This window comes from Nostoc sp. XA010 (genome assembly GCF_020829625.1).
Taxonomy (GTDB): Bacteria; Cyanobacteriota; Cyanobacteriia; order Cyanobacteriales; family Nostocaceae; genus Nostoc.
Window position 1 is genome coordinate 34,581 of sequence record NZ_JAIVFX010000022.1, and the last position, 21,293, is coordinate 55,873.

Genomic DNA, 21,293 nt, shown 5'->3' on the forward strand with positions numbered 1-21,293 from the left:
TTGCAAGAGTTCTTATCATTAGAAGTGCATAGAAATAAAGCGGTGATAAGATCCTGACTTTTCACGATATATGGAAAACCTCTCTCTAAATCTCTCTCCTAAAAGGCTACCGTGTACACACAAGTCTTTTAGAGTGGAGTGGCTCCACAGACTTTTAATCTCCACAACCCCTTTTAAAAAGCAAAGCTGTTTCATTCCCTCAAAAGCTCAAAAAAGACTTGTGTTCTGAACCAAAGCCCTCATGTTCTGAACCAAAGCCCTCGTGTTCTGAACCAAAGCCCTCATGTTCTGAACCAAAGCCCTCATGTTCTGAACCAAAGCCCTCATGTTCTGAACCAAAGCCCTCGTGTTCTGAACCAAAGCCCTCATGTTCTGAACCAAAGCCCTCGTGTTCTGAACCAAAGCCCTCGTGTTCTGAACCAAAGCCCTCGTGTTCTGAACCAAATTACTTGTGTGTACACCGTAGCCTAAAAGGAGAGACTTTGAATTTTCCCCCTTCCCGCGTCGGGAAGGGGGTTAGGGGGTTAGGTTTTTCGTTCGCTTTTCCACATAACGTGAAAAGTCAGGATAAGGTCGCAGTCTTCTTTTAAAAGGAAACGCTAAGAGCGATCGCGGTTAACTTATAATCAAAATAACTTGCCTTTAGGGGATTGACTTTCATGACACATATCTCCCCAAAAACCCTCACTTTTGAAAATTTTCTTTCCCAATATCGAGACAATCCCCGCTATGAATTAGCAGACGGAGAACTAATTGATATGGAACCCACTGGCCCACACGAAACGGTAAGTGGCAAACTTGCAATCCAAGTTGGGATCTACCTTGTTGCAGAACAACTCCCCTGGTTTATTCCTCGCACTTGTTTAATTTATCCCTTTGCAGATACAGCTACAGCTCGTCGTCCTGATGTTGTAGTTCTTGATGAAACCGTTCTTGAGCGTGAAACACTTTGGGAGCGAGAACCCGTAATTACAATGGGACGCTCAATTAAATTGGTGGTGGAAGTCGTTAGTACCAACTGGGAAACCCACTATGCACGCAAAGTTGAAGAATATGCACTTTTAGGCATTCCTGAATATTGGATTGTAGATTATCGGGGATTGGGCGGTGTAGCATTTATTGGTAAACCTAAACAACCTACATTCACTATTTGTCAATTAGTTGAAGACACCTATATTCAACAACAATACCGACTAAATCAAGCAATTAATTCACCGCTTTTACCTGGCTTGCAACTTCGCTTAGATGATATTCTCCCTCGTTAAATGCATGAGACAGTTGAGGTGCGTAGGCGTAGCCCGTCGTAGACATCGCCTGCTTTAACTCTATCACCAGAAGTGCGTAGAGAGCTACGCTTCTTGTCACCAGACATCGCCCATAGTAAATTATTAGATGCGTAGATCCTGGGTTTACGAGGCTTAGATGTTAACAAAAATACTTTTTAAACAACCTCTTAGGACAAATTTGCTAATTGCGTAAGTGCCTTATTTAGCAGTGCCCTTTTTTTAGAACTGATGCAGCTTGAAGGTGCAAAGGGTACGAAAGGGTTAAGCCGAAAATATACGGTTACAGTATTGATTATTTATATACTTAAATCTGCAAGTTAACTTGATACGCTAGACGGCTACGAACATCTACGATATATTTTGCAAATCGGACAGGATGCTTAACATACAATAATAGTGCTATACCTTTGTAGTTGAAAATTTTAATAAACCACAAAGGCTTAAAAATCACAAAGCCGATTGCAACACAACCGTATTTGATGGCTAAATCAATTGTTTCAACAAAACGGCTCGGTAGCCAGTTAATCAACTGGTTGCTTGAAGAAGATCGAGGAGAGAAAGAAGGGCCTTACCGCAAGGAAGAACCACATCGCCAGCATTCTTGGTGGCAGGTGATGTGCTTAACTGGTGTAGATTATTTCTCGACCCTTGGCTATCAACCTGGGATTGCAGCACTGGCGGCTGGCGCTCTTTCTCCGATAGCTACCCTGATTCTAGTTTTGCTGACGCTCTTTGGAGCATTGCCAATTTATCGGCGCATTGCTGCCGAAAGCCCTCATGGGGAAGGGTCGATCGCAATGTTAGAGCGTTTGCTCCCCTGGTGGCAAGGCAAATTACTTGTGCTATGCTTACTCGGTTTTGTGGCAACTGACTTTATTATTACCATTACCTTGTCAGCTGCTGATGCCACAGCCCATATCATCGAAAATCCGCTGATCCCACATTGGCTTCACAATCAGACGATCGCTATCACCCTGATATTAGTTGTATTACTAGGCGCAGTTTTCTTGAGAGGTTTCCGAGAAGCGATTGGTATTGCAGTAGTTTTGGTGGGAGTTTATCTGCTGTTAAACTTTATTGTCGTTAGCGTCGGTTTTTATCAGATTTTAAGTCACCCAGAAGCGATCGCTAACTGGCAGACTGCACTTTTTACCCGCCATTCTAACCCTTTGATACTAATTGGCATATCTCTGCTCATATTCCCCAAGCTAGCGCTGGGATTGTCAGGGTTTGAGACTGGTGTAACGGTTATGCCCCTCGTCAAAGGTAGCAGCAACAGCGCTCCGCACCATCCTAAAGGGCGGATTCGGAATACACGCAAGCTGCTTACCACTGCTGCTCTAATTATGAGCTTCTTTTTGCTCACCACCAGCTTTATAACCACTTTACTGATTCCAGCCGCAGAATTTGCATCTGGGGGCAAAGCCAATGGACGGGCCCTTGCTTACCTGGCACATCTATATTTAGGCGATGCCTTTGGCACAATTTACGATTTAAGTACTATTTCCATTTTGTGGTTTGCAGGTGCATCTGCAATGGCAGGGTTGCTGAATATTGTGCCTCGCTACCTACCACGCTATGGCATGGCACCCAATTGGGCACGAACAACGCGACCTTTAGTGTTAGTCTACACAGCGATCGCCTTTGTTGTCACAATTATCTTTAGAGCAAATGTGGAAGCCCAAGGTGGGGCTTATGCAACTGGTGTGCTTGTGTTAATTACCTCAGCCGCCTTTGCCGTAACTTTATCAGCCCACCGTCACAGACAGAAGCGAGCAAGACTGGTATTTGCCATTATCACACTGTTATTTGTATATACCACTGTTGTTAATATCATCGAAAGGCCAGAAGGGATCAGGATCGCTGGTTTTTTCATCGGTACGATCATTTTTACTTCGCTGGTTTCTCGTGTTTGGCGTTCAACAGAACTGCGAGCAGAGCGGATTGAAGTTGACGAACTTGCTAGCCAATTCCTTGCCGAAGAGAGCCAAGGAGCAATACGACTGATTGCAAATCGGTTAAATAAGGGCGATGTCCTAGAGTATTTTTTAAAAGAGAAAGAAGTGCGCGAGGACAACCATATTCCACCTAACGATCCAATTCTTTTTCTAGAGATTCAGGTATCAGATGCTTCGGAGTTTGCGGATGTCATCAATGTAAAAGGGGTGCAAGTTGGTGATTATCGCATCCTACGGGCTGAGAGTGCAGCAGTACCTAATGCGATCGCGGCTTTACTGCTTTATATTCGTGACCAAACAGGTAAGATTCCCCATGCCTACTTCGGCTGGGCTGAGGGCAACCCCATACAATACTTACTGCGTTTTATCTTGTTTGGGGAGGGTGATATTGCTGTGGTCACTCGTGAAGTACTCCGTCGGGCTGAAAAGAATCCCCACATCCGTCCTGGCGTTCATGTCGGCGGGTGAGCGAGGAAGGGGAGGCAGGGGAGGCAGGGGGGGATTTTAGAAGTTGCCAAATCATCCTGCTTTCTGTGCAACGCTAGAAAATTTATAGTGATTCTCATTTCAATAGGTACTGACTAGGGATAGGGCAATGCCGTGTCCCTACCAGCATCTGTGTTGGGCTATAGTGAAGCTCACATAACTTCAGGAGTACTCACAATGAACCAGATACAACTGACTTTAACTATTGGTTACCTATTAATGACATGCTATTTTTTAAGCAATTGGTTAATATTTTCCTTACGTCATCCTACTTCTACTCCAGAAGATAAATTTTTATCGGTTGTGATGTTTTTGGTCACAACTATCTTCTGGCCTCTGATGATTCCCATGTCTTGTTTAGAAATGCTTCAAAAAAAGCAAGTAGACTTTAATAAAATGGTTCCTGTTCTCTTAGCAATATTTGTATTTAGTATTTCATATTATTTGACCGAATAATTCATAATTAATCTTCACAAATTGCATATATATAAAGAGAAGTCGGAGGGTTACAAGTCAACCCTCCGACTTCTTTATAAAACACACTACCTTCACTTCTTAGGCAGTCTATTTATTGAATTTGAAATTTCCTAACGGCGTCTGCCGCTGCCGAAACCAGTTGAGCGGCGGGGTGCTGAACTACGTCCACTACCAAAACCACTACCAGAATCGCGTCTGGGTGAAGTGGCTCTGCCAGAGGGTCGCAATGTACTACCACCAAAACCAGAACCAGAAGGACGGTTATTACCTGTAGTGCTACGCGGTGTATTGCGTATAGTTGAATTTCCCGGATATGACCTTCTAATTGTTCCTGTATTGCGGAACGAAGTGCGATTTCTCACGGCTGCGGGTTGCGTATTATATCGGCTTTGGTAGCTTTGAACTGCTTGGCCATAGCTTCCGCCATATCCACCGAAGCCACTTAATCCTTGTCCTGATTGATAAACAGGGGGTACATAATACTGGGGTCTAAACAACATACTACCAATTGCCTGACCAGCCAAGCTACCAGCCACAGACCCAGCAAATGGTGCCCAGAAGTTATTTTCTCGACGGACTACAACAGTCTCTTGTTGTCCTGTTTGGGGATTGGTTTTATTCTCGGTAACGTTATGGACGTACTCAATTTTAAAGTCTTCCGTCAGATATAAAATCGGTTGGCCTTTATCTACCTTTAGATAGGTCTTTTTACCCTGCTTGATTTCATCATCAGTTAAGCGTGCCATTTGCAAATTTTCGGTTGCAAAGGTTGGGGGATTATTGTTAAGTAAAAACAAGCTGTATTCACCAGTTGCATCGTCATAAGTAGCTTGTTGTATTTGATACTGCCCATCACTCAATTTGGTGTTAGTAGAAGTTTGGCTAACGTTCTTAGCTGGAGGGGTAGTGGTATTTTGCTCTCCTCCCCCACAGGCTACAGTTGTCAGGCACAAACTCATAGCTAAAAAAACGGCTGTAAATTTACGCACTATGGTCATGATCATTGGATTATTGTCCTATCTCCAAGCTTAACAATTTCTCGATGTGAGTAGTAAGTAGTGACTACCCAACATATTACAAAGGAATCAATTCTGGGTAATATTGCAACAGTTGGTCGCTAGTGAGTTCATCGCCTAACTGTGCTGGCGAAAAATGTACTTGGATTGCCTTCAATCTATGTTTATAATGCAAATTTATCAATGCTTTCAATCCTTCCTTGAGCGCCTGAACGTTAGAAAGATCAGTTTCTAACTCTGGTACTTCTCCTTCATAAGCTGCTGTAACCATCACAATAACATTCTGGGTTACAGGTATAGATAAAGGTTCATTCGATCTATCAGAACTGTAACTTGGTTCACTGAGATATCTTTGGGCAGAGTCAGTAAATAATTCATTCACGTAATCTCCTGCCTCGCCTTCATCAAAAAATACATCACCTTCGTTAGCAGCAGAAAGCCAATATTCATCGTATTGGAGTAGGGTTTGGGTAATTTCTACCAATCCTTCTCCCAAAACTTCTAAATCGCCATCGGCATCGATCGCATCTCGTCCAGCACTATTTAATACTCCCAAAATTGGTGCTACCTCGCCTCCCCCTAAGTGCAGAAATAGGCGCAAGACTACATAGCGAGTTCGACCGATCATTTTATTAAAGGTATCGCGCATTCTTTCCTCCAAGTTTTACTTTTTCATTACTTATGAGTTTAATAATTAATGGCCAATATAGTGAAATCCTTTGACAAAATCTATAACCATATTTAACGAAGGCAATATATATTTTGTAGCTTCACTGGATATATCATCATAAACTGAAGTATTCAGAGCAGAGCGATTAATAAATCTTTTTCCAAACTGGGGATTGTCATGGGCAATCAAAGTGTGAGCGCTGGAATTCGTTAAAATTATTTGGGTTGGTGCTTTACAAAAATTTAACTTTGCAGCTACTTCAATATTTTTTTTCATCTGTTTAATTGTTGTAGCCTGACTCATTGCTCGGTCTAGAAGAATATTTAATTCTTTTATGATATGGGGTGATTTTAGCGATTTTAAATTTTGGTTCGCAATAACTTCATTGTTAATCATTTCCACCATCCTGGAAATATTCTTTTGGGTAGATACCGCATCTAGAAAGGGAAGAATCGCAATGTAAGCAGTGGGAAATAATGCTTCGTCGCTATCTACATGAAATGTAAAAACAGTTCGACGGGGCCCATTTTCCATGCTTGGGGGTTGTTTTAGCCCTCGGTATTCCTGAGCAATTTGATAATAAGCCCCAGCAAGAGCAAAATTGGCTTCGTGTTCTATGGGGGCATCAACAATAATTCGGATTGTTGGCGGTGTTTCGTTAAAAAAATCTCGTGAGTCTTCGGGATGGAACTTTTGGATAATAGAGCGATCGCCTGCCGGGCTAAGATCAACCCATTCACAAATCATGCCTTCGGTTTTTAAACCAAACCTGGAGGTGGCATAAAGCTTTGCCCCAGTTAAAGTTGATCCTGTTAAGTCAGCACCAATCCATTCCGCCCTGATTAATTTTGCCTGAGTTAAATCGGCGTGGATGAAAATTGTATTCGTTAAATTGGCATTGCTTAAATCTGCGCCAATTAAAGTAGCCCCGCTCAATTTTGCGCCGCTCAAATCTGCCCACCGGAGATTTGCACCGCTTAAATCTGCCCACCGGAGGTTCGCCCCGCTCAAATCTGATCCGCTCAAGTTAGCATGTCTGAGAATCGCTTGTCTGAGTTCGGCATCTCGCAAATTTGCGCCGCTAATGTCACAATGACTCAAATCACTGGCATTCAAGTTAGCCATCTCCAAGTTGGCTCCCGTCATGGAAGCGCCTTTCAATACGGCTTCACTCAAGTTAGCGTGACGGAGATTTGCTTGGCGGAGTGTCGCCTCTCGCAGATCGGCACTAGTGAGGTTAGCCTCCAACAGATCGGCGCGACTGAGATCAGCACGAATTAACTCGGCGCGGATCAATGAGGTTCCCTTAAGTTGAGCGCGGCTCAGATCCGCTCGAATCAGATTAGCGACGTTGAGACTGGCGTTATTCAAGATGGCACTAGATAAATTTGCGCCACTCAGTCTTGCTACATTCAGCTTGGCATTGCTCAAGTTAGCTTCACTTAAATTCGCACCGCTCAGGTTGACTATACTCAAATTAGCATCGCTAAGATTTACGCCACTGAGTTTTGCCCCACTCAGATTAGCTTCCGCGAGGTCAACACCATTAAAGTTTAAGACTCCTGCCGCGTATTGTTCCAGTAATTCGTCTACAGTCATCGATGCTACCCCTTGGAGGCCAACTTTAATATGTTGGTATCATAAAAAACGAAATGTCAAAATCAACAATGAATATTGGGATTTTAGGACTGGGACTGATAGGCGGATCTTTGGGTTTTGATTTGCGATCGCAAGGACATCATATCTTAGGAGTCAGTCGCCGTGAATCCACTTGTCAAAAAGCAGTTGCTCTCGGCAGTGTTGATCAAGCATCCGTTGATCTGAGTCTCTTGGCAGCCGCAGAGGTTGTATTTATTTGTACACCTCTAGGGCTTATTGTGCCCCAATTTAAGGAAATGATCGCTCATTTGTCTGCTGCTACTGTTGTAACTGATGTGGGTTCAGCGAAAGCACAGATAGTCAAGGCGATTTCTCCCCTTTGGGATAATTTTATCGGCGGTCATCCAATGGCGGGAAGGACAGACAGTGGGATAGAAGCTGCACAACGACATTTATTTGTTGATAAACCTTATGTACTAACACCGATAGCTACAACTAAAACTAGTGCAATTACAGTTGTAGAAGAAATTGTGCGATCGCTTGGGGCTAAAATTTACTATTGTCAACCTGAGCAACATGACCGCGCTGTTAGTTGGATTTCTCATTTACCTGTAATGGTCAGTTCCTCGTTGATTGCTGCTTGTTTGAGTGAAACTGACCCCGATGTTTTAGAATTAGCCCAAAAGTTAGCTAGTTCAGGTTTTCGGGATACCAGCCGTGTGGGTGGTGGGAATCCAGAGTTGGGTGTGATGATGGCCCGGTATAATCGTCAGGCATTGCTGCGATCGCTGCAACAGTATCGTCACAATCTCGATGAGTTGACTAACTTAATTGAGCAAGAAAATTGGGCAGCTTTAGAGCAAAAGTTGAAATCAACAGGAAAAGCACGGCCTGATTTTGTTGATTAGTTTTAGGGTGCGTTACATTATTTACAACGCACCCAATATAGGACTCATATTTGATTTTTGAACAAAACTCAGTACACCTTTATTCCTTCTTCCTAGTCCCCAGTCCCCAGTAAAGAGTCCCTTACCTCTACGAGTGATTCAGAAATCAAATCGGATTGCTATACTGCGTAGGTTTTGCCTAAAAAAGCACGTTTTATAGTCACCAAACCGATGTACTATACAGATAAATTTACAAAAATAAACAATGGTAGAACGCCCAATTAAGAAATCGGAACGTCAGTCCCAAGCAAGCACTGACAACAATTCCGAAAATACGGATTCTATACCTTCTATTGAATCCAACCCCAAAAGCTCAAAACCGAGCCGTAACCGCTCATCTGACAAAGGGAAAAAAGCATCCTATGGAGAAGAAAACAGGCAGCAAGGGAATCCTGCCCTAGCACGTGGCCCCAAACCGGTTAAACCTCCAGTTAAAGTCCAAACAGAAGAACTTGAAACCGAATCAGAACCTACTTCTGAGGAGTCTCAAGACTAAATATTACAAGTGTTGCGTGTGATGTGGGAAGCTATCAGCGTATGAAGACTGAGATTTCTGGCTTGAAGGCGGTTATTATACCCCACATCACCATTGGTTTATTTTTATTGCTTTTAGATTAAACTTTACCATTGCAGAATAAAGTCAATCAATTTCTGTAACTAGCCATTGCCACTCAGTGACTACAGTATTAGATATGTTGAGAAGCAATTGTTGCCCACTAGAAAGCGGCACATAGAGTTTGAGCGCATCAGTTGTTGGCAGTTTCGGTAAGATATCAGTTAAGTTATATTCGCCTACATTAGGGACGGGTGCATTTAGAGTATATGCATCCGATGCATTCAGCAATCTTCCTGTTGCTGTCTCAATCAACAATGGTTGGGGGTGAGCAATTTCAACAACACCCGGAAAAGCAACCAAGCGTAACCGCAACTTTTTTACCGGACTATTGTAACTCTGTTTGAACAGTAGGACTTGCCAAGCATATCCTTTTTCATCTTTGATAGATACTTGTGAGTGGTAGTGTAAGACACCAGGAGAATCATGGTGTTGACGCAGCAGTGCTTGTGCTGACTGCACACTCCATCCACATCCAGTTAATGCCAGAAACACAACTAGGACACAACGCCAAAAATATTGTTGGAATTTTCGCTTCATCTGACATATTTTACAGCACAATTCAGGAGCAGATATAAGGACGCTTCCTGCTCCCTGCTCCCCTGCCCTAAAAGCAATGGGATATTTTTTTATTTGGAAGTCCTTTTGGTGTGCAAAGTTTTAGCCCCTTTTGTTAACCTACGGACTAGCATTTCTCTTGGTTACGGTTATACTGCCTTTATTGGTCGATTAAATCCACTGGGTATTATTGTATCTAAGTTACTAGTGCTACTTTGGTAGATAGGCGGTCAATTAGTGCAGATTAAATTGAGACTTTCTTTAGCTTTAGCTGGGATGTCTCAAGGTATTTTATTCTTTATTGTTTTAGCAAGATATATATTAATTTACAACCGAGTACGATTGATTGATATAACAGGGAAGCGGGGAATAAGAAGTAAGGGAACAGGGGAAGGCAGGTGGAGAGTAATAACTAATGATTAATATTTAAGGAGATTTAATGTGTCTAATCGGAAATTATCGCTGTTACTAAAGGTAGTAACTGTTATATTGGCTGTTGGTGTAAGTAGTGTAAGTATTAGTCTGCTTGTAGGCATAACTAGATTTGACCAACTATTGGGAATTCAAAAGCCAAAAAGCGAGACCGCTAAAACGAGTTTAGATAGGGCAATGAGTGCATCTGCTCAGTCTATCACCGCAGCTACAGTCCAGATGAATGAAGTACCAAAGCCTTTTAAGGGAACAATCATTTATCAAGCGAAACTAAAAGCAAATGAGAAAGTCATCGCCCTGACTTTTGATGATGGCCCTAGCCCCAAAAATACGGCGCAGATTTTAGAAATTTTGAAGAAAAATAATATCAAGGCGACATTCTTCATGGTTGGGCAAATGGTGAAATATTTTCCCCAAGTTGCCAAGCAAGTGGCTGCTGATGGTCATGTAATTGGCAACCATACATGGCATCATTGGTATTTTCAAATGGATGGAGCCACTGCATCTAGTGAAATTGATCGCACAGCAGACATCATCTACAAGACGACAGGTGAGAAAACGACTCTATTTCGTCCCCCCGGCGGCTTTCTGAATAATGGACTAGCCCAATACGCCAAAAATGAGAAGTACGTTGTCATGATGTGGTCAGAACAGTCAGGAGACGCTGAACGTCGTTCGCCTCAAGTGCCAATGCTGGTAAAAAATGTTCTGAAACAGGCAAAACCAGGCGCAATTGTACTGTTGCATGATGGGGGCGGTAATCGTTCTAAATCTGTCAAAGCTTTACCAGAAATGATTGCAGGTTTGAAGGCTCAAGGCTATCGATTTGTGACGATTCCCCAATTGCTGGAAATGCAAGCCCAAGAAGAAAGTGCGGTAACAGCAGTATCATTTGTGACCAAAAGTCATGAACATCCAAATCATCAGTAATAGGCTACGGGTAGTTACACCTCTAATTTTGCTGACAATATTGGTCTATCGTATTAATTTTATTGGGTTCGTAGTGCTCCCAAGTCAATTTCCATATCAGCCCCACCTGCATTAATCAATCCTCAATGGGTCATCTGTAATCAGCCAACTTTCCTTTTCTAAACCTTTCTTAACTGCATAATGAAAAACATCTTTAGCCATTGAATTGCTAACATAATAATCTAAACGAACTATGCCTATTACTTTAGAGTATAGCAAGCCTGAAAAACCCTGTTGACACTTAATTTGGCACGTATTTATATAATGCTGTACTAAGTAAGCCGACGGGGAAATTTCCAACTATGTAACGAACAACGAAGACCACAACTCTTCACCTTAAATTCTTTTCTTCCTCTGTGTCCTCTGCGCCTCTGCGGTTTATCATCATAGATGCTTAACTTCTATCAACAACTAGCAAAAACCTTAAAAAAGATGCTGTAGTTTTAGCCACAGGAAATAGCAGTTAGTATCTGTGCTGGACTTCTTTCTCTGGAAAAATCTAAAAATATTTCAATTGACGGTACATAATATCTGAGCGTAAAACGTACTTTCGTCCTTGGATAATAGGAGCGCCTTCATGTACTAGGTCATGGACAAAACACAAAACCATGCCTGTTACTGGAATCACAGCGACATTAGGTAAATCTTCATAGTATCGCAGAGAAAGATGAAAAAGGGTATCACCCCCTTCAAAACCTTCATTAAGGTAAATCATGAAAGTCAATAAACTTTCCTCACCGTTAGGTCGCCGATAAGAAGCATCATGATGAAGCGCAAATCTCTGACCTGGGTCATAGCGATAGAAACGAAAACGTTCATTCAGTCCAACTGCTTGCCATCTGCCAATGGTACTGGGTATACAATTTGATACACGTTGCCATAAATCAAAAGCCCGTTCCTGGTCATCTAGGATGACACGCTGATTATTGCGGATGTCGGGACGTATTTCAAAACCTCGGATGGTATTAATAGGAGCATCTGTATAACCAATGTTTTCGGTTAAAGCAATATACTCAGCACATTCTTCTGGTGAAAGAATATTGTCTAACGTGAAAATTTCGTTGCCAAGCAAATTTTTCTTGGTCATGGTTGAGCCTATTAAAATTTAAGTTTTCTGATGGTGTAAACTAACCATTTGTTTTGAAAATCACAGTTAGTTTCCATAATCTATTTTCAAACTATAACCCCAGCATTACCGAGATATCCTCCCGCAGTTGTTTAATCTGTTTCAAATCTTTACATACAATCTAAAAGATTTCATAATGCGACACCTCATAGCTCTAACCCTACAATCGCAAGCACACGCGATCATAGGGTTTTTTATAAAAATTTTGGCTGAAAATCCCAAAATGAAAACATAAAAACCCAAAAACTTTTTAGGTTCTAATGTCTTTTAAGTTGGGACATCGCCTTCTAAAATCTAGTTTCATACTCAACTTGGAATTGATTTTCATCCCCTAAATTAGTTGAGCCTCGCATCAAAATTTCATCATTGAGTCGATAAAGCACGTTATAACGGAAAGACTCATCTGTAGATAAAGGTCGTGATAAAGAGGCAGAGAAATTTCTATTAATGTTAAACACGCCCTCTGCTGATAAATTCAAAACTGAAGCTGTTGTTGTTTCATTACTAGTGGTTGGGGTGGGAAATATCCGAAATTCGCTGAAACCAACAGCCTGTCCGATCGCAGTAATAGTTCCTTGCAAACCACCTAAAATGGTAGAGCTAGCGAAATTAGTCAGCCCTTGTCCTGCATCTGCTTGACCGAAGGAATTCAAAATCGAGCCACCCAGTAAACCAACTATTTCTCCTTTACTACGACTAGGTTCACTTGTCAACTCTAGATTCTTGCCTAATTCACTAGCTGGGCCATTGACCCTGGCTTGAACGGTAACGGTACGTAAAGTCCCGAAGTTGCTAGCAGAAACATCGCTGACTTCAGCAGACAATGGTGATTCCAAAATTTGACTGTTCCTTGCTGATGCTTCCGGTACAATTGCGGTAAGTCGGACATCCAAAGTAGGATCAAGTCCTTGACTTGGACTAAACCGCGCAGTTTGTTCGTAGCCTCGCGCCAAGGTAAACTCAGTCGAAAATATGCTGAGTCGTCCTCCTGTCAAACGAATCACTCCTTGAGGAAGCGGCTTGGCTAATGTACCATTAATCGTCAAGCCACCTTTGGCGTCAAAGCTTAATATCGGCTGACTGAAGGCGGCTCCTCCTGGTACAAAGTCGAGTAGTGATTGACTGGTAATACGAACATTATCGTCTAAACTTAATCTTAAATCTGCAAACTGTATAGGTAAATTGGGTGGAGTTACTGCACTAGCGTTAGTATCTGCTGTAGTCACTGGGCTAGCATTAGTATCTGCTGTAGGTGTAAGATTAACTTTAACTTCTTCTCTATCTATAATGTTAGTGTTAGTTTGATCTGTAGCTGCTGATTTTGTCTTAGCAGTATTACTTCCAATAATTACCTGACCATCACTTAGCTGAATATCTCCACCAATTACAGGTTTTAATGCTGTTCCGCGAATTACAACATCGCCGCCTACACCGCCTTGATACAGTCCTTCAAGCTTAAAATTGAGTTTGTCTGCTATTGATACTGTCAGGGGATTCGCTAGGGCTTGCTGAGGATCAAAAATTGGCAGGATACCTGATGCATTTATTTGCCCCTTATTGTAAGTGCCTTGGATACCTTGGACATTCACTGTATTGCCATTAAATTGCGCTGTCCCGGTGACATTCGTTAGGGGTTCAGATAAGGCTTCAGCACGAAAAGTTGCATTGTTGAGTGTGGCATTTCCGTTAATAATTGGTTCGTTTAAAGTACCCCGAACGTTTAAATCTACTTGTCCTTGACCGTCTACCCAAGCGACTTGATTGTTAGTAAATAGGTTTAACAGTGCCAACCCTTCATTATTCACGCTGGCGTTGATGCTGATTTGATTACTATCTGGTTGCACTTTAGCAAAAGGCAAAGCAGCAGGTACGCTACCTGTAATTGCAACTGGTTGGGTTCCAGTAACTAACAAAGTACTGTCAAAATTCAAGCGAGCATTGTTGTAGTCAAAGTTTACCTGTCCTGTTTGCACAGGTTGCTTGTTGAGAGTCGCATTAGCCAGTGTCACTTGTCCTTGCGCTCTGGGATCTTGTAAACTACCTCCCAAAGTGGCATCAGCATTGACATTACCAGTGATATCTATAGGGTATTTTTCGATAAAAGGTTGTAAAAGCGATAGAGGTAGACTTGCTACATTCAATTTTCCAGATAGCTCAGTTCCTAACTGTCCGGTAAAAGCCACCAGTCCTTGATTTATCCCGACACTCAAGGGCGAAAGTGTGACGACACCATCAGCAAAATTGCCTTGAGCAACGACTTGATTAATGGAATATTCACCCCATTGCCAATTAGCACCTTGGAAATTAAAGCCGACATTTAACCCAGATTTTAACGAGCCATTACCTGAAATTCCTCCGCTCAAAACACCCGTTAATTCTGCAAGGGTGGGTAAAGATGCGTCTTTTTTGGTTTCTTGCTGCTGTTGTTTTGCTATCGATGTTGCAATATTTGAGAAATATGCTAACTGTGTTTTTAAATCTGCATTGGGCAAACTGACAGGCTCGGTATCAAGTACTTCTGCTCCAGCCAACTTCGGAGGCTGCAACCCGGTACTAAAGTCTTTAAAATCAAAGATATTAAACGCTTGTAAAAGTCTCTCAATTTTGGCTTGGTCTAAATTAGCTTGGAATTGAAATTGCGGGTCATTCCCTGTTTTTACATTTCCACTGAGGGCGATGTTGGTATCTGCAATCCGCAATTGACCATTAGTCAAGTTAGCACTACCATCAGCATAATTGATGCTGCCGCGAAATTCATCTGCTGCAACTCTGGCAATACGAGGCGCTGCGATCGCAACGTCTCCCGCAATGGCATAATTATTCAGATTAACAACTAAATTCCCCGATAGTTGTCCCGCCAAAGGTTTCAATTGATTGTTAGGTAAAAAGCCGCCAACCAAAGCTATAGGAAACTCTTGAGCGTTGATGAGCAAGTTCTCTCCCTCAGTTCTACCTGTGGTAACTGCGCCACCCCGCTTGACTAAAAATGAAGTCGGACGATAATCTGCACCTACGTTAAGTGCAATCCTATCTTGCTTCCCGGCTAATCGCAGACTTGCCCCTTGTCCGCCTTGAAAATTCACGTTTCCAGTTAAAAGTGGGTCAAACTTCAAGCTACTCACATTGAAATTCCGCAGCCGGATATTACCATTGGCTTGAGGTACATCTGGAGTACCTGTAACTTGCCCATTAAAATCAAGTAATCCCGCTAATGCTACGTCTCCAGGAACTTGAAAGCCAGTATTTTTTAAGTTGAAATTCTGCGCTAGTACATTTAAATTAAATCCGGCAATTTGGGGTGCGCCATTTGGTGGAGACTGGATAGCGATCGCACCATTAGCACTCAATCCTGGGGTACTTGCGTTTTCAACGATAATCTGCTGTCCATTCCACTGAAATTGAGCTGTAAGCGGTTTTGCCAGCAGTGCTACCCCTTGGGAAAGGCGGATTTGTCCACCAGCGCGAATATCTGCAAGCTGGAAAGATTGTGTTGTGCCTGCTAACTGAAGATTGCTATTAAGCCGTCCTCGCAGTTGTGGTGAGAATCGATTAAGTTCAATTTGGGAAGTGTTGACAACTCCTTGCCAGCGTTCTTGTGCAAGTTGACCACTAGCTCTAATTGTCCCACCTGCGACGTTCAAAACCGCATCGGGGAAAATGATCCTCTCTCCTTGTTTGGCAACAACAACTCGTCCCGTAGTGGGATAGGTGGCTTCCGGCGCTTGCACCCGCGCTACTGTTTGCAGATTGTTCAGAGTGCCAGAAATATTAGCATTTGCTGATACATTTCCAATGGTAATGGAGGGTGAGGAGTTGTATGCTCTTGCGATCGCATCTCCTGGTAAATTTTGTGCTTGGACATTCAACGCTACCCTACCTTGGGGTGCAAGCTGAAGTTGACCACTGGCTGTTACTTGCCCTCCCACCTCTGGATTTGCTTGAACGCTAGCAACATTTACGTTTAATGGGCTACCTAGAGAGCCAGAAACTTTTGCGTTTGCAGATATACCTCCAATATTAAGCGGAGTTGAGATACCGTAACCTTGAGCGATCGCATTTCCTGGTAAACCTTGAGCTTGAATACCTAAAGCTACTTGACCTTGAGGTGCTAGTTGAACTTGACCACTGGCGGTAATTCTTCCCCCTGTTGGCGGCGTTACTTGAACACTGGAAACATCAAGTTTCAAGGGTTGTTTGCCAAGTGAACCGGTAACTTCTGCTTTTGCTGAAATATTGCCAACTGCGATCGGTAGAGCAACACCGTAGTTACGCGCTAATATATCCCCGGATACACCATCAACTTGAGCATTAAAGATTACATTATCTTTGGCTCCGATATTAGCTTGACCGCCTCCTGTGATTTGACCACCTGCTGCGGGGACTATTTTGAGATTGGAGACAGCAATTTGAGATGCAGTTTGAGATACATTCAAGCGGAAGTCACTATTGACGGCTGTGAAGAGAACGCGATCAACTTGAATAGGTTTTGTATTGCTTAATGTACCGTTAACGACTGGTTGCTCTAATGCGCCGCCTACCTTAATATTTGCTTGAACTTCGCCACTAGCTGGGACTGACGAATTTATATTTAGCGTGTCTAAGATATTTTTCGCGCTAACAGGTTTTATTTGAGCAGAGACATTAAAACCTGTTTGGGTATTAATTGTTCCATTAGCCACAATAGGAACTTTGCCAAAGTTCGTATTCAGATTTTCTAAAGAAACTGTCTGACCTTGAAATAGAAATCTGCCATTAAAATTAGAAACTTGCTGAGGAATCTTGGGAATTTTAGCAATGATTTGATTAGCCGTAGCTGTTCCTGTAACGGCTATTTCTGACAGCTTGGGTGGAATTTGAACGCCTAATTCAGCATCTAAACGCCCTGCTTGCAAGGCGATTGGCAACTCAATTAATCGACTTATATCAGATGCTTGTAAATTTTGTGCTTGCAGTTTGAGGTTAGTTTTTTGAGCTTTTGTTTGTGTCTCACCAACGATTTTAACTGCGCCTCCCCTAGCGAGTTGACCATTGATGTCATAACCAATTCGTTGATTTTGATCAAAAAATCGGGCAATACCACCAAATTGATTTAATATTACTGACCCTTTCGGTCTAGTTGCCCCGGAAGCTGGCGATAACTCTACATTCCCATCTTGAATTTGAAGTGTCTCCAACTCAGTTTGAATAGCACCTTTTCCTTCCGCAGCCTTGATTTGGGCTGCAACCCAGCGACCATCCTGATCCTGTTGGATGTAAACATTGGGTTGAACTAACGTGACATTTAATGCAAGTTTTCGGGTAAGGATGAGTTGTAAGGGCGAGAACTGCACATCTAAAGCTTTTGCTACTACCTGATCTGGATCGGTGGAAGTTGCTGGTATTGATAGAGAGCTAAATCTTAGACTATTTAGTGAAAAACGTTCAACTTTCCCTACTTTAACTGGACGCCCAAGCAATTGTTCGAGATTTTGCTGTACTAATGGCGCTAAATCTTTATATACATAGCTTCTAGCCCACCAAGCACCGATTGCAATTCCAACCAGCAAAACGACACCGAAAGCCAAACTGGTACGTCCTAAGAGGAGGAGCCATAAACGACGATTATGTGGTTTCTGGTTATTTTCTGAATTTGGAGAGTGCGTCATTATCGTTACAGTACTTTTATCTGGAATAAGCCAAGAGGCAGGCTAGTAGTAGTTTTATCAGCCAGTTCCATGTGGCTTTTTAATATATTTTGAGTAACAATTTTCCCAAAATTAGTTGTTCTCGCCTTTCAATCTGGAGATTTTATCTAGAGTATGGTACTTAATTAGCACTTCGTCAATCTGAGCAGTAATTAGGTTAATTCTCTGCTTCACCTTTTGAAAGTCTATAGTCATCCAAATAGCTGTCTGACAAATTTTGTCTCCTTTTTGTTAGCCAAAATATATGATTCTATGTCTTTTCCCACAATATTAATATTGCCATCAACTATCTTTTTGTATAAATAATTGATATCTTTAGATAGATTTTATTTGTTTAATACTATACATCAAAGTTTAGGTAATAAATCATTGAAGATTAAACTACTACATGAAAATTACTGTATGTAGAGCTATTAGACATTAACACGACAGAGATATATCAGGAACGGCATAATTTTGGGTAACAACAGACTACTAACAAAATTCCCGGCTTCTCTAAGAAGCCGGGAATCAAAGCATTTCGATTACTCTTTCGCAAACCCAATCAATCATCAGTTGGATCATCGATCATTTCTGGTACTAAAGCTGGGTTACTTTTACGTTCTTCTGGTGATTGCTCCCGAATAACATCGTCTATTCTCGCAGGGTGTTTAATTTTGTCCAGTACCTCTGGATCTAGTTGCGATGGATCGCCTTCTGGACTAGACTTTTCAGCTTGACTAGGAACTGTTTCCTTATTCATCACTATTTCCCCGAACTTATACGGCAAGCTTAAGTTCTTTTGTAGTCAGGTTCACACTATCTTGAGACTTAATTTCACACAGTAATAAGTAAAAAAAGCAATAGCCTCTTGTAGACCAAAGATGATTTACTAAACTAAATAGCCTTTACTATAAAAAACGTAAATATTCTGTATTCTCCGTTTCACAAATAGGAAATAAGCAGTGTTACCAAAAAAGCCCCCCGCTACCAATCAAACTCAACGCTGGACATTTGCTCAACTTTTTGGACTGGTAAAACGTAATCCCTTGATGATTTCGCAGTGGGTGATCTGCTGGGTAGTTGTAGGTATTGCTGGTGGTCTATTTGCTGCGTTGTACTGGAATGTTTTAGAACTTTTAACTCACCAGTTGCAAAAAGTTGAAGGTTTCAGCCTCCTGATAGTGATGCCACTAGCTGGTTTAGTTATCGGGCTGGTGATTCATTTTTTAGGAAATCCCGGTGAAATCGCCGTGATTGTTGATAATATCCATTTTCGTGGCGGACGCCTAGATGCTCGTAAGAATCCCTCAATGATTCTTGCTTCTCTAATCAGCATATCGGCAGGCGGTAGTGCTGGCCCTGAAGCACCACTGGTACAGGTAACAGGTTCTTTTGGTACTTGGGTTGCCGATCGCCTAAAACTCCAGGGTGAAGACCTCAGAACCATGAGTTTAGCGGCGATGGCGGCTGGCTTCACTGCCTTGTTTGGCGCACCTCTTGGCGGTGCAATGTTCGCCCTAGAGATTTTACACCATCAGCATATTGTGGAATATTACGAAGCCTTGATGCCAGCCATTGTTTCGAGTTGCGCTAGTTATTTGGTATTTGCAGCAATTACACAATTAGGAATTGCGCCCACTTGGCATTTTCCCCAGTACCACTTAGACAAGATTGATGATTTTGCGATCGCTATTATGTTCGGCATCATCGGGACGGTGGCGGGATGGATTTTTATGGGCATTTTTCGGGGCTGCGATTACTTGCTTGCTCGAATTCCTGGCCCCATTTATGTACGCACAACATTAGCAGGATTCGGGCTTGGCACTTTAGCAGTTTTATTACCCCTAACCCGTTATTTTGGACATGAAGAGTTAGAATCAGTCCTCGCTACTAACTTTGGTGCTGTTTTTCTCTTAACTCTCGCTCTTGGTAAAATGGCTGCCATTAGCATTACAGTAACAGGTGGGTGGCGCGGTGGATTCATCATCCCTTTGTTTTTCACTGGTGCTTGTATTGGTAAAGCTGTAGCAGTCTTAATTCCGGGGCTTAATCCGTCCCTTGCGATGATTTGTACAATGGCGGCTATCAATGCAGCTGTAACGCGTACACCTATAAGTACGACTTTGCTACTGTCAAAACTGGCTAATTTGAGTCCTTTTACGCCAATCCTTTTTGCCAGTTTAATTGGATTTTTTCTCGCGCCCAAAGTTCCCCTAATTGCAGCTCAATTGAAGTCTCAGAGAGAAGCTACTGAATAAAAGGGTAAGTAGAAGTCTGTCAAGGGAAGTTTGAAGGGTAAAGGAACGAACCGCATACTCCTAGGGGGATCTTGCTACGCGCAGCGTCTCGTTAGAGAAGGACGCAAAGAGCGCATTCGCGCAGCGTCTCGCAGAGAAAGAAGAAGGAAAGAAGAGAAATTGATGAGAAATTAAGTTCGTAGTAAGGACTTTAGTCCTAATCTTCTAAGCACTAAAGTGCTTACTACAAACTTTTCATTACTAGCTAGGGTATTGTGTTAATTTACGTACAATTACTTTTCATCAGCCAGGAAGAACGCAAAAGCGCGATCGCTTCTTCTTTTTGTTTAGCTTCGACTTCGATCCACGGTGCTTGGTGGTAGACGTTAGGCATATCGGTAATCAAGTTGCTGTGTTTTCTGTCATTGAAAGCTTGCTCACCATTGGAAATATGGACTAATTGCCAATCTGGATTTGTCCAAGTTTCTCGCGCTGCGTAAAACATCGATTCTACACTCGGATGATCGTAGCTATCTAAATTTTCATGGCAAATATGGTGATGGGCATCAAATACCATCGGTACGCCAGCTTGCTGACATACTGCTAAAATTTCATCGGCACTATAGGCGTATTCATCGTTTTCTAGCGTCAAGCGGCTTTTGATATTTTCTGGTAGTTGGGAGATTACCTTTACTAGTTGTTCAGGACGTTGAGATTTGCCACCATGAATATTCATCAATGACCAAGGCGATCGCGGTAAGCCCAGTAAGTCAAATATACGTGCATGTCCTGCTAAATTATTGATACTTGCTTGTACCACTTCGGGAGAATCAGAACTCAGCACTACATATTGATCTGGATGCAACACCATTCTTATGCTTAATGCATTTGCTCGTTGACCGATTGTTGCTAAATCAGCGCTCATTGCCTCTAATATATTTGCGCCGATTTCGTCTTCTAAGTCACTTAGAGGAAATAGGGCAGAAGACATCCGATAAAGTTGAATTTGATTCTGCTCACAAAAGGAAAGGGCGTCATGCAAACGCTGTAAGTTATGTCGATACAGTTCACTCAGGGCACTTTTGCGATCGCTAAGGGAAAGTTTTAAGTATCGGGTGCGCGTCATTGTCCGAAAGCGCACTTGTTTGTCAGAGGTGATGCAAACTAGCCCTAAATGGGGCAGTGTAATTTTTTGGCACTGCTGTGCTTTAGGTAATTTTTGAAACTCGATTACGGTCATTAGCTAATACTAA

At 42.3% G+C, this 21,293-nt stretch carries 16 protein-coding genes; 6 read left to right on the plus strand and 10 right to left on the minus strand.

Annotated elements, in window-relative coordinates:
* Positions 1-659 precede the first annotated feature (659 nt).
* Positions 660-1,265 (plus strand): Uma2 family endonuclease, encoded by a 606-nt coding sequence (locus LC608_RS25200; protein WP_229556178.1) that lies wholly within the window; start codon positions 660-662, stop codon positions 1,263-1,265.
* On the opposite strand, the gene LC608_RS25205 is transcribed toward LC608_RS25200, so the two are convergent.
* The gene (locus tag LC608_RS25205) at positions 1,262-1,432 is read right to left on the minus strand and encodes a hypothetical protein (protein WP_229556179.1); all 171 of its coding nucleotides are present in this window, start codon (positions 1,430-1,432) and stop codon (positions 1,262-1,264) included. The two genes, LC608_RS25200 and LC608_RS25205, sit on opposite strands and share 4 nt — an antisense overlap.
* A 333-nt stretch (positions 1,433-1,765) precedes the next feature.
* On the opposite strand from LC608_RS25205, the gene LC608_RS25210 reads away from it, so the two are divergent.
* Positions 1,766-3,712: an amino acid transporter gene (locus LC608_RS25210; RefSeq protein WP_229556180.1), complete on the plus strand. Its 1,947-nt coding sequence runs from the start codon at positions 1,766-1,768 to the stop codon at positions 3,710-3,712.
* Positions 3,713-4,317: 605 nt separating this feature from the next.
* On the opposite strand, the gene LC608_RS25220 is transcribed toward LC608_RS25210, so the two are convergent.
* From LC608_RS25220 to LC608_RS25230, 3 genes are all read right to left on the minus strand, one after another.
* Positions 4,318-5,211: a hypothetical protein gene (locus LC608_RS25220; protein WP_229556182.1), complete on the minus strand. Its 894-nt coding sequence runs from the start codon at positions 5,209-5,211 to the stop codon at positions 4,318-4,320.
* Between the two features lie 70 nt (positions 5,212-5,281).
* Positions 5,282-5,872 (minus strand): DUF1517 domain-containing protein, encoded by a 591-nt coding sequence (locus tag LC608_RS25225; protein ID WP_229556183.1) that lies wholly within the window; start codon positions 5,870-5,872, stop codon positions 5,282-5,284.
* A 45-nt stretch (positions 5,873-5,917) separates the two neighbouring features.
* Positions 5,918-7,492: a pentapeptide repeat-containing protein gene (locus LC608_RS25230; protein WP_229556184.1), complete on the minus strand. Its 1,575-nt coding sequence runs from the start codon at positions 7,490-7,492 to the stop codon at positions 5,918-5,920.
* A gap of 68 nt (positions 7,493-7,560) precedes the next feature.
* Between LC608_RS25230 and LC608_RS25235 the strand changes: the two genes are divergently transcribed.
* Together LC608_RS25235 and LC608_RS25240 are read left to right on the plus strand one after the other, a co-directional pair.
* Positions 7,561-8,400, plus strand: a complete 840-nt coding sequence (locus tag LC608_RS25235; protein ID WP_229556230.1) for a prephenate/arogenate dehydrogenase — start codon at positions 7,561-7,563, stop codon at positions 8,398-8,400.
* A 244-nt stretch (positions 8,401-8,644) separates the two neighbouring features.
* Positions 8,645-8,935: a hypothetical protein gene (locus LC608_RS25240; protein WP_229556185.1), complete on the plus strand. Its 291-nt coding sequence runs from the start codon at positions 8,645-8,647 to the stop codon at positions 8,933-8,935.
* 144 nt (positions 8,936-9,079) lie between these two features.
* Here LC608_RS25240 and LC608_RS25245 read toward each other — a convergent pair whose 3' ends face one another.
* A complete protein-coding gene (locus LC608_RS25245) occupies positions 9,080-9,592 on the minus strand; it encodes a DUF3122 domain-containing protein (RefSeq protein ID WP_229556186.1) in 513 nt (170 codons plus the stop codon).
* 459 nt (positions 9,593-10,051) lie between these two features.
* Here LC608_RS25245 and LC608_RS25250 point away from each other — a divergent pair, with 459 nt between their 5' ends.
* A complete protein-coding gene (locus LC608_RS25250) occupies positions 10,052-10,972 on the plus strand; it encodes a polysaccharide deacetylase family protein (protein ID WP_229556187.1) in 921 nt (306 codons plus the stop codon).
* Positions 10,973-11,083: 111 nt separating this feature from the next.
* On the opposite strand, the gene LC608_RS37650 is transcribed toward LC608_RS25250, so the two are convergent.
* The 4 genes from LC608_RS37650 to LC608_RS25265 all read right to left on the minus strand — a co-directional run bounded on the left by LC608_RS37650 (position 11,084) and on the right by LC608_RS25265 (position 18,563).
* Positions 11,084-11,173 (minus strand): element excision factor XisH family protein, encoded by a 90-nt coding sequence (locus LC608_RS37650; RefSeq protein WP_374108443.1) that lies wholly within the window; start codon positions 11,171-11,173, stop codon positions 11,084-11,086.
* 337 nt (positions 11,174-11,510) lie between these two features.
* A complete protein-coding gene (locus LC608_RS25255; protein WP_229556188.1) occupies positions 11,511-12,098 on the minus strand; it encodes a 2OG-Fe(II) oxygenase in 588 nt (195 codons plus the stop codon).
* A 326-nt stretch (positions 12,099-12,424) separates the two neighbouring features.
* Positions 12,425-17,782, minus strand: a complete 5,358-nt coding sequence (locus LC608_RS25260; protein ID WP_229556189.1) for a translocation/assembly module TamB domain-containing protein — start codon at positions 17,780-17,782, stop codon at positions 12,425-12,427.
* A 583-nt stretch (positions 17,783-18,365) separates the two neighbouring features.
* Positions 18,366-18,563, minus strand: coding sequence for a hypothetical protein (locus LC608_RS25265; RefSeq protein WP_118166258.1), 198 nt, complete (start codon positions 18,561-18,563; stop codon positions 18,366-18,368).
* A 202-nt stretch (positions 18,564-18,765) separates the two neighbouring features.
* Here LC608_RS25265 and LC608_RS25270 point away from each other — a divergent pair, with 202 nt between their 5' ends.
* The gene (locus LC608_RS25270) at positions 18,766-20,061 is read left to right on the plus strand and encodes a chloride channel protein (RefSeq protein ID WP_229556190.1); all 1,296 of its coding nucleotides are present in this window, start codon (positions 18,766-18,768) and stop codon (positions 20,059-20,061) included.
* A 262-nt stretch (positions 20,062-20,323) separates the two neighbouring features.
* On the opposite strand, the gene uvsE is transcribed toward LC608_RS25270, so the two are convergent.
* Complete coding sequence (gene uvsE, locus LC608_RS25275) at positions 20,324-21,280, minus strand: UV DNA damage repair endonuclease UvsE (RefSeq protein ID WP_229556191.1); 957 nt, start codon at positions 21,278-21,280, stop codon at positions 20,324-20,326.
* Between the last annotated feature and the right edge of the window lie 13 nt (positions 21,281-21,293).

Coding starts and splice junctions, on each gene's coding strand:
- LC608_RS25225 (WP_229556183.1), bottom strand. CDS start 5,872: ATGCGCGATACCTTTAATAAAATGATCGGTCGAACTCGCTATGTAGTC.
- LC608_RS25240 (WP_229556185.1), top strand. CDS start 8,645: ATGGTAGAACGCCCAATTAAGAAATCGGAACGTCAGTCCCAAGCAAGC.
- LC608_RS25260 (WP_229556189.1), bottom strand. CDS start 17,782: ATGACGCACTCTCCAAATTCAGAAAATAACCAGAAACCACATAATCGT.
- LC608_RS25235 (WP_229556230.1), top strand. CDS start 7,561: ATGAATATTGGGATTTTAGGACTGGGACTGATAGGCGGATCTTTGGGT.
- LC608_RS37650 (WP_374108443.1), bottom strand. CDS start 11,173: ATGGCTAAAGATGTTTTTCATTATGCAGTTAAGAAAGGTTTAGAAAAG.
- LC608_RS25210 (WP_229556180.1), top strand. CDS start 1,766: ATGGCTAAATCAATTGTTTCAACAAAACGGCTCGGTAGCCAGTTAATC.
- LC608_RS25265 (WP_118166258.1), bottom strand. CDS start 18,563: ATGAATAAGGAAACAGTTCCTAGTCAAGCTGAAAAGTCTAGTCCAGAA.
- uvsE (WP_229556191.1), bottom strand. CDS start 21,280: ATGACCGTAATCGAGTTTCAAAAATTACCTAAAGCACAGCAGTGCCAA.
- LC608_RS25220 (WP_229556182.1), bottom strand. CDS start 5,211: ATGATCATGACCATAGTGCGTAAATTTACAGCCGTTTTTTTAGCTATG.
- LC608_RS25245 (WP_229556186.1), bottom strand. CDS start 9,592: ATGAAGCGAAAATTCCAACAATATTTTTGGCGTTGTGTCCTAGTTGTG.
- LC608_RS25200 (WP_229556178.1), top strand. CDS start 660: ATGACACATATCTCCCCAAAAACCCTCACTTTTGAAAATTTTCTTTCC.
- LC608_RS25255 (WP_229556188.1), bottom strand. CDS start 12,098: ATGACCAAGAAAAATTTGCTTGGCAACGAAATTTTCACGTTAGACAAT.
- LC608_RS25230 (WP_229556184.1), bottom strand. CDS start 7,492: ATGACTGTAGACGAATTACTGGAACAATACGCGGCAGGAGTCTTAAAC.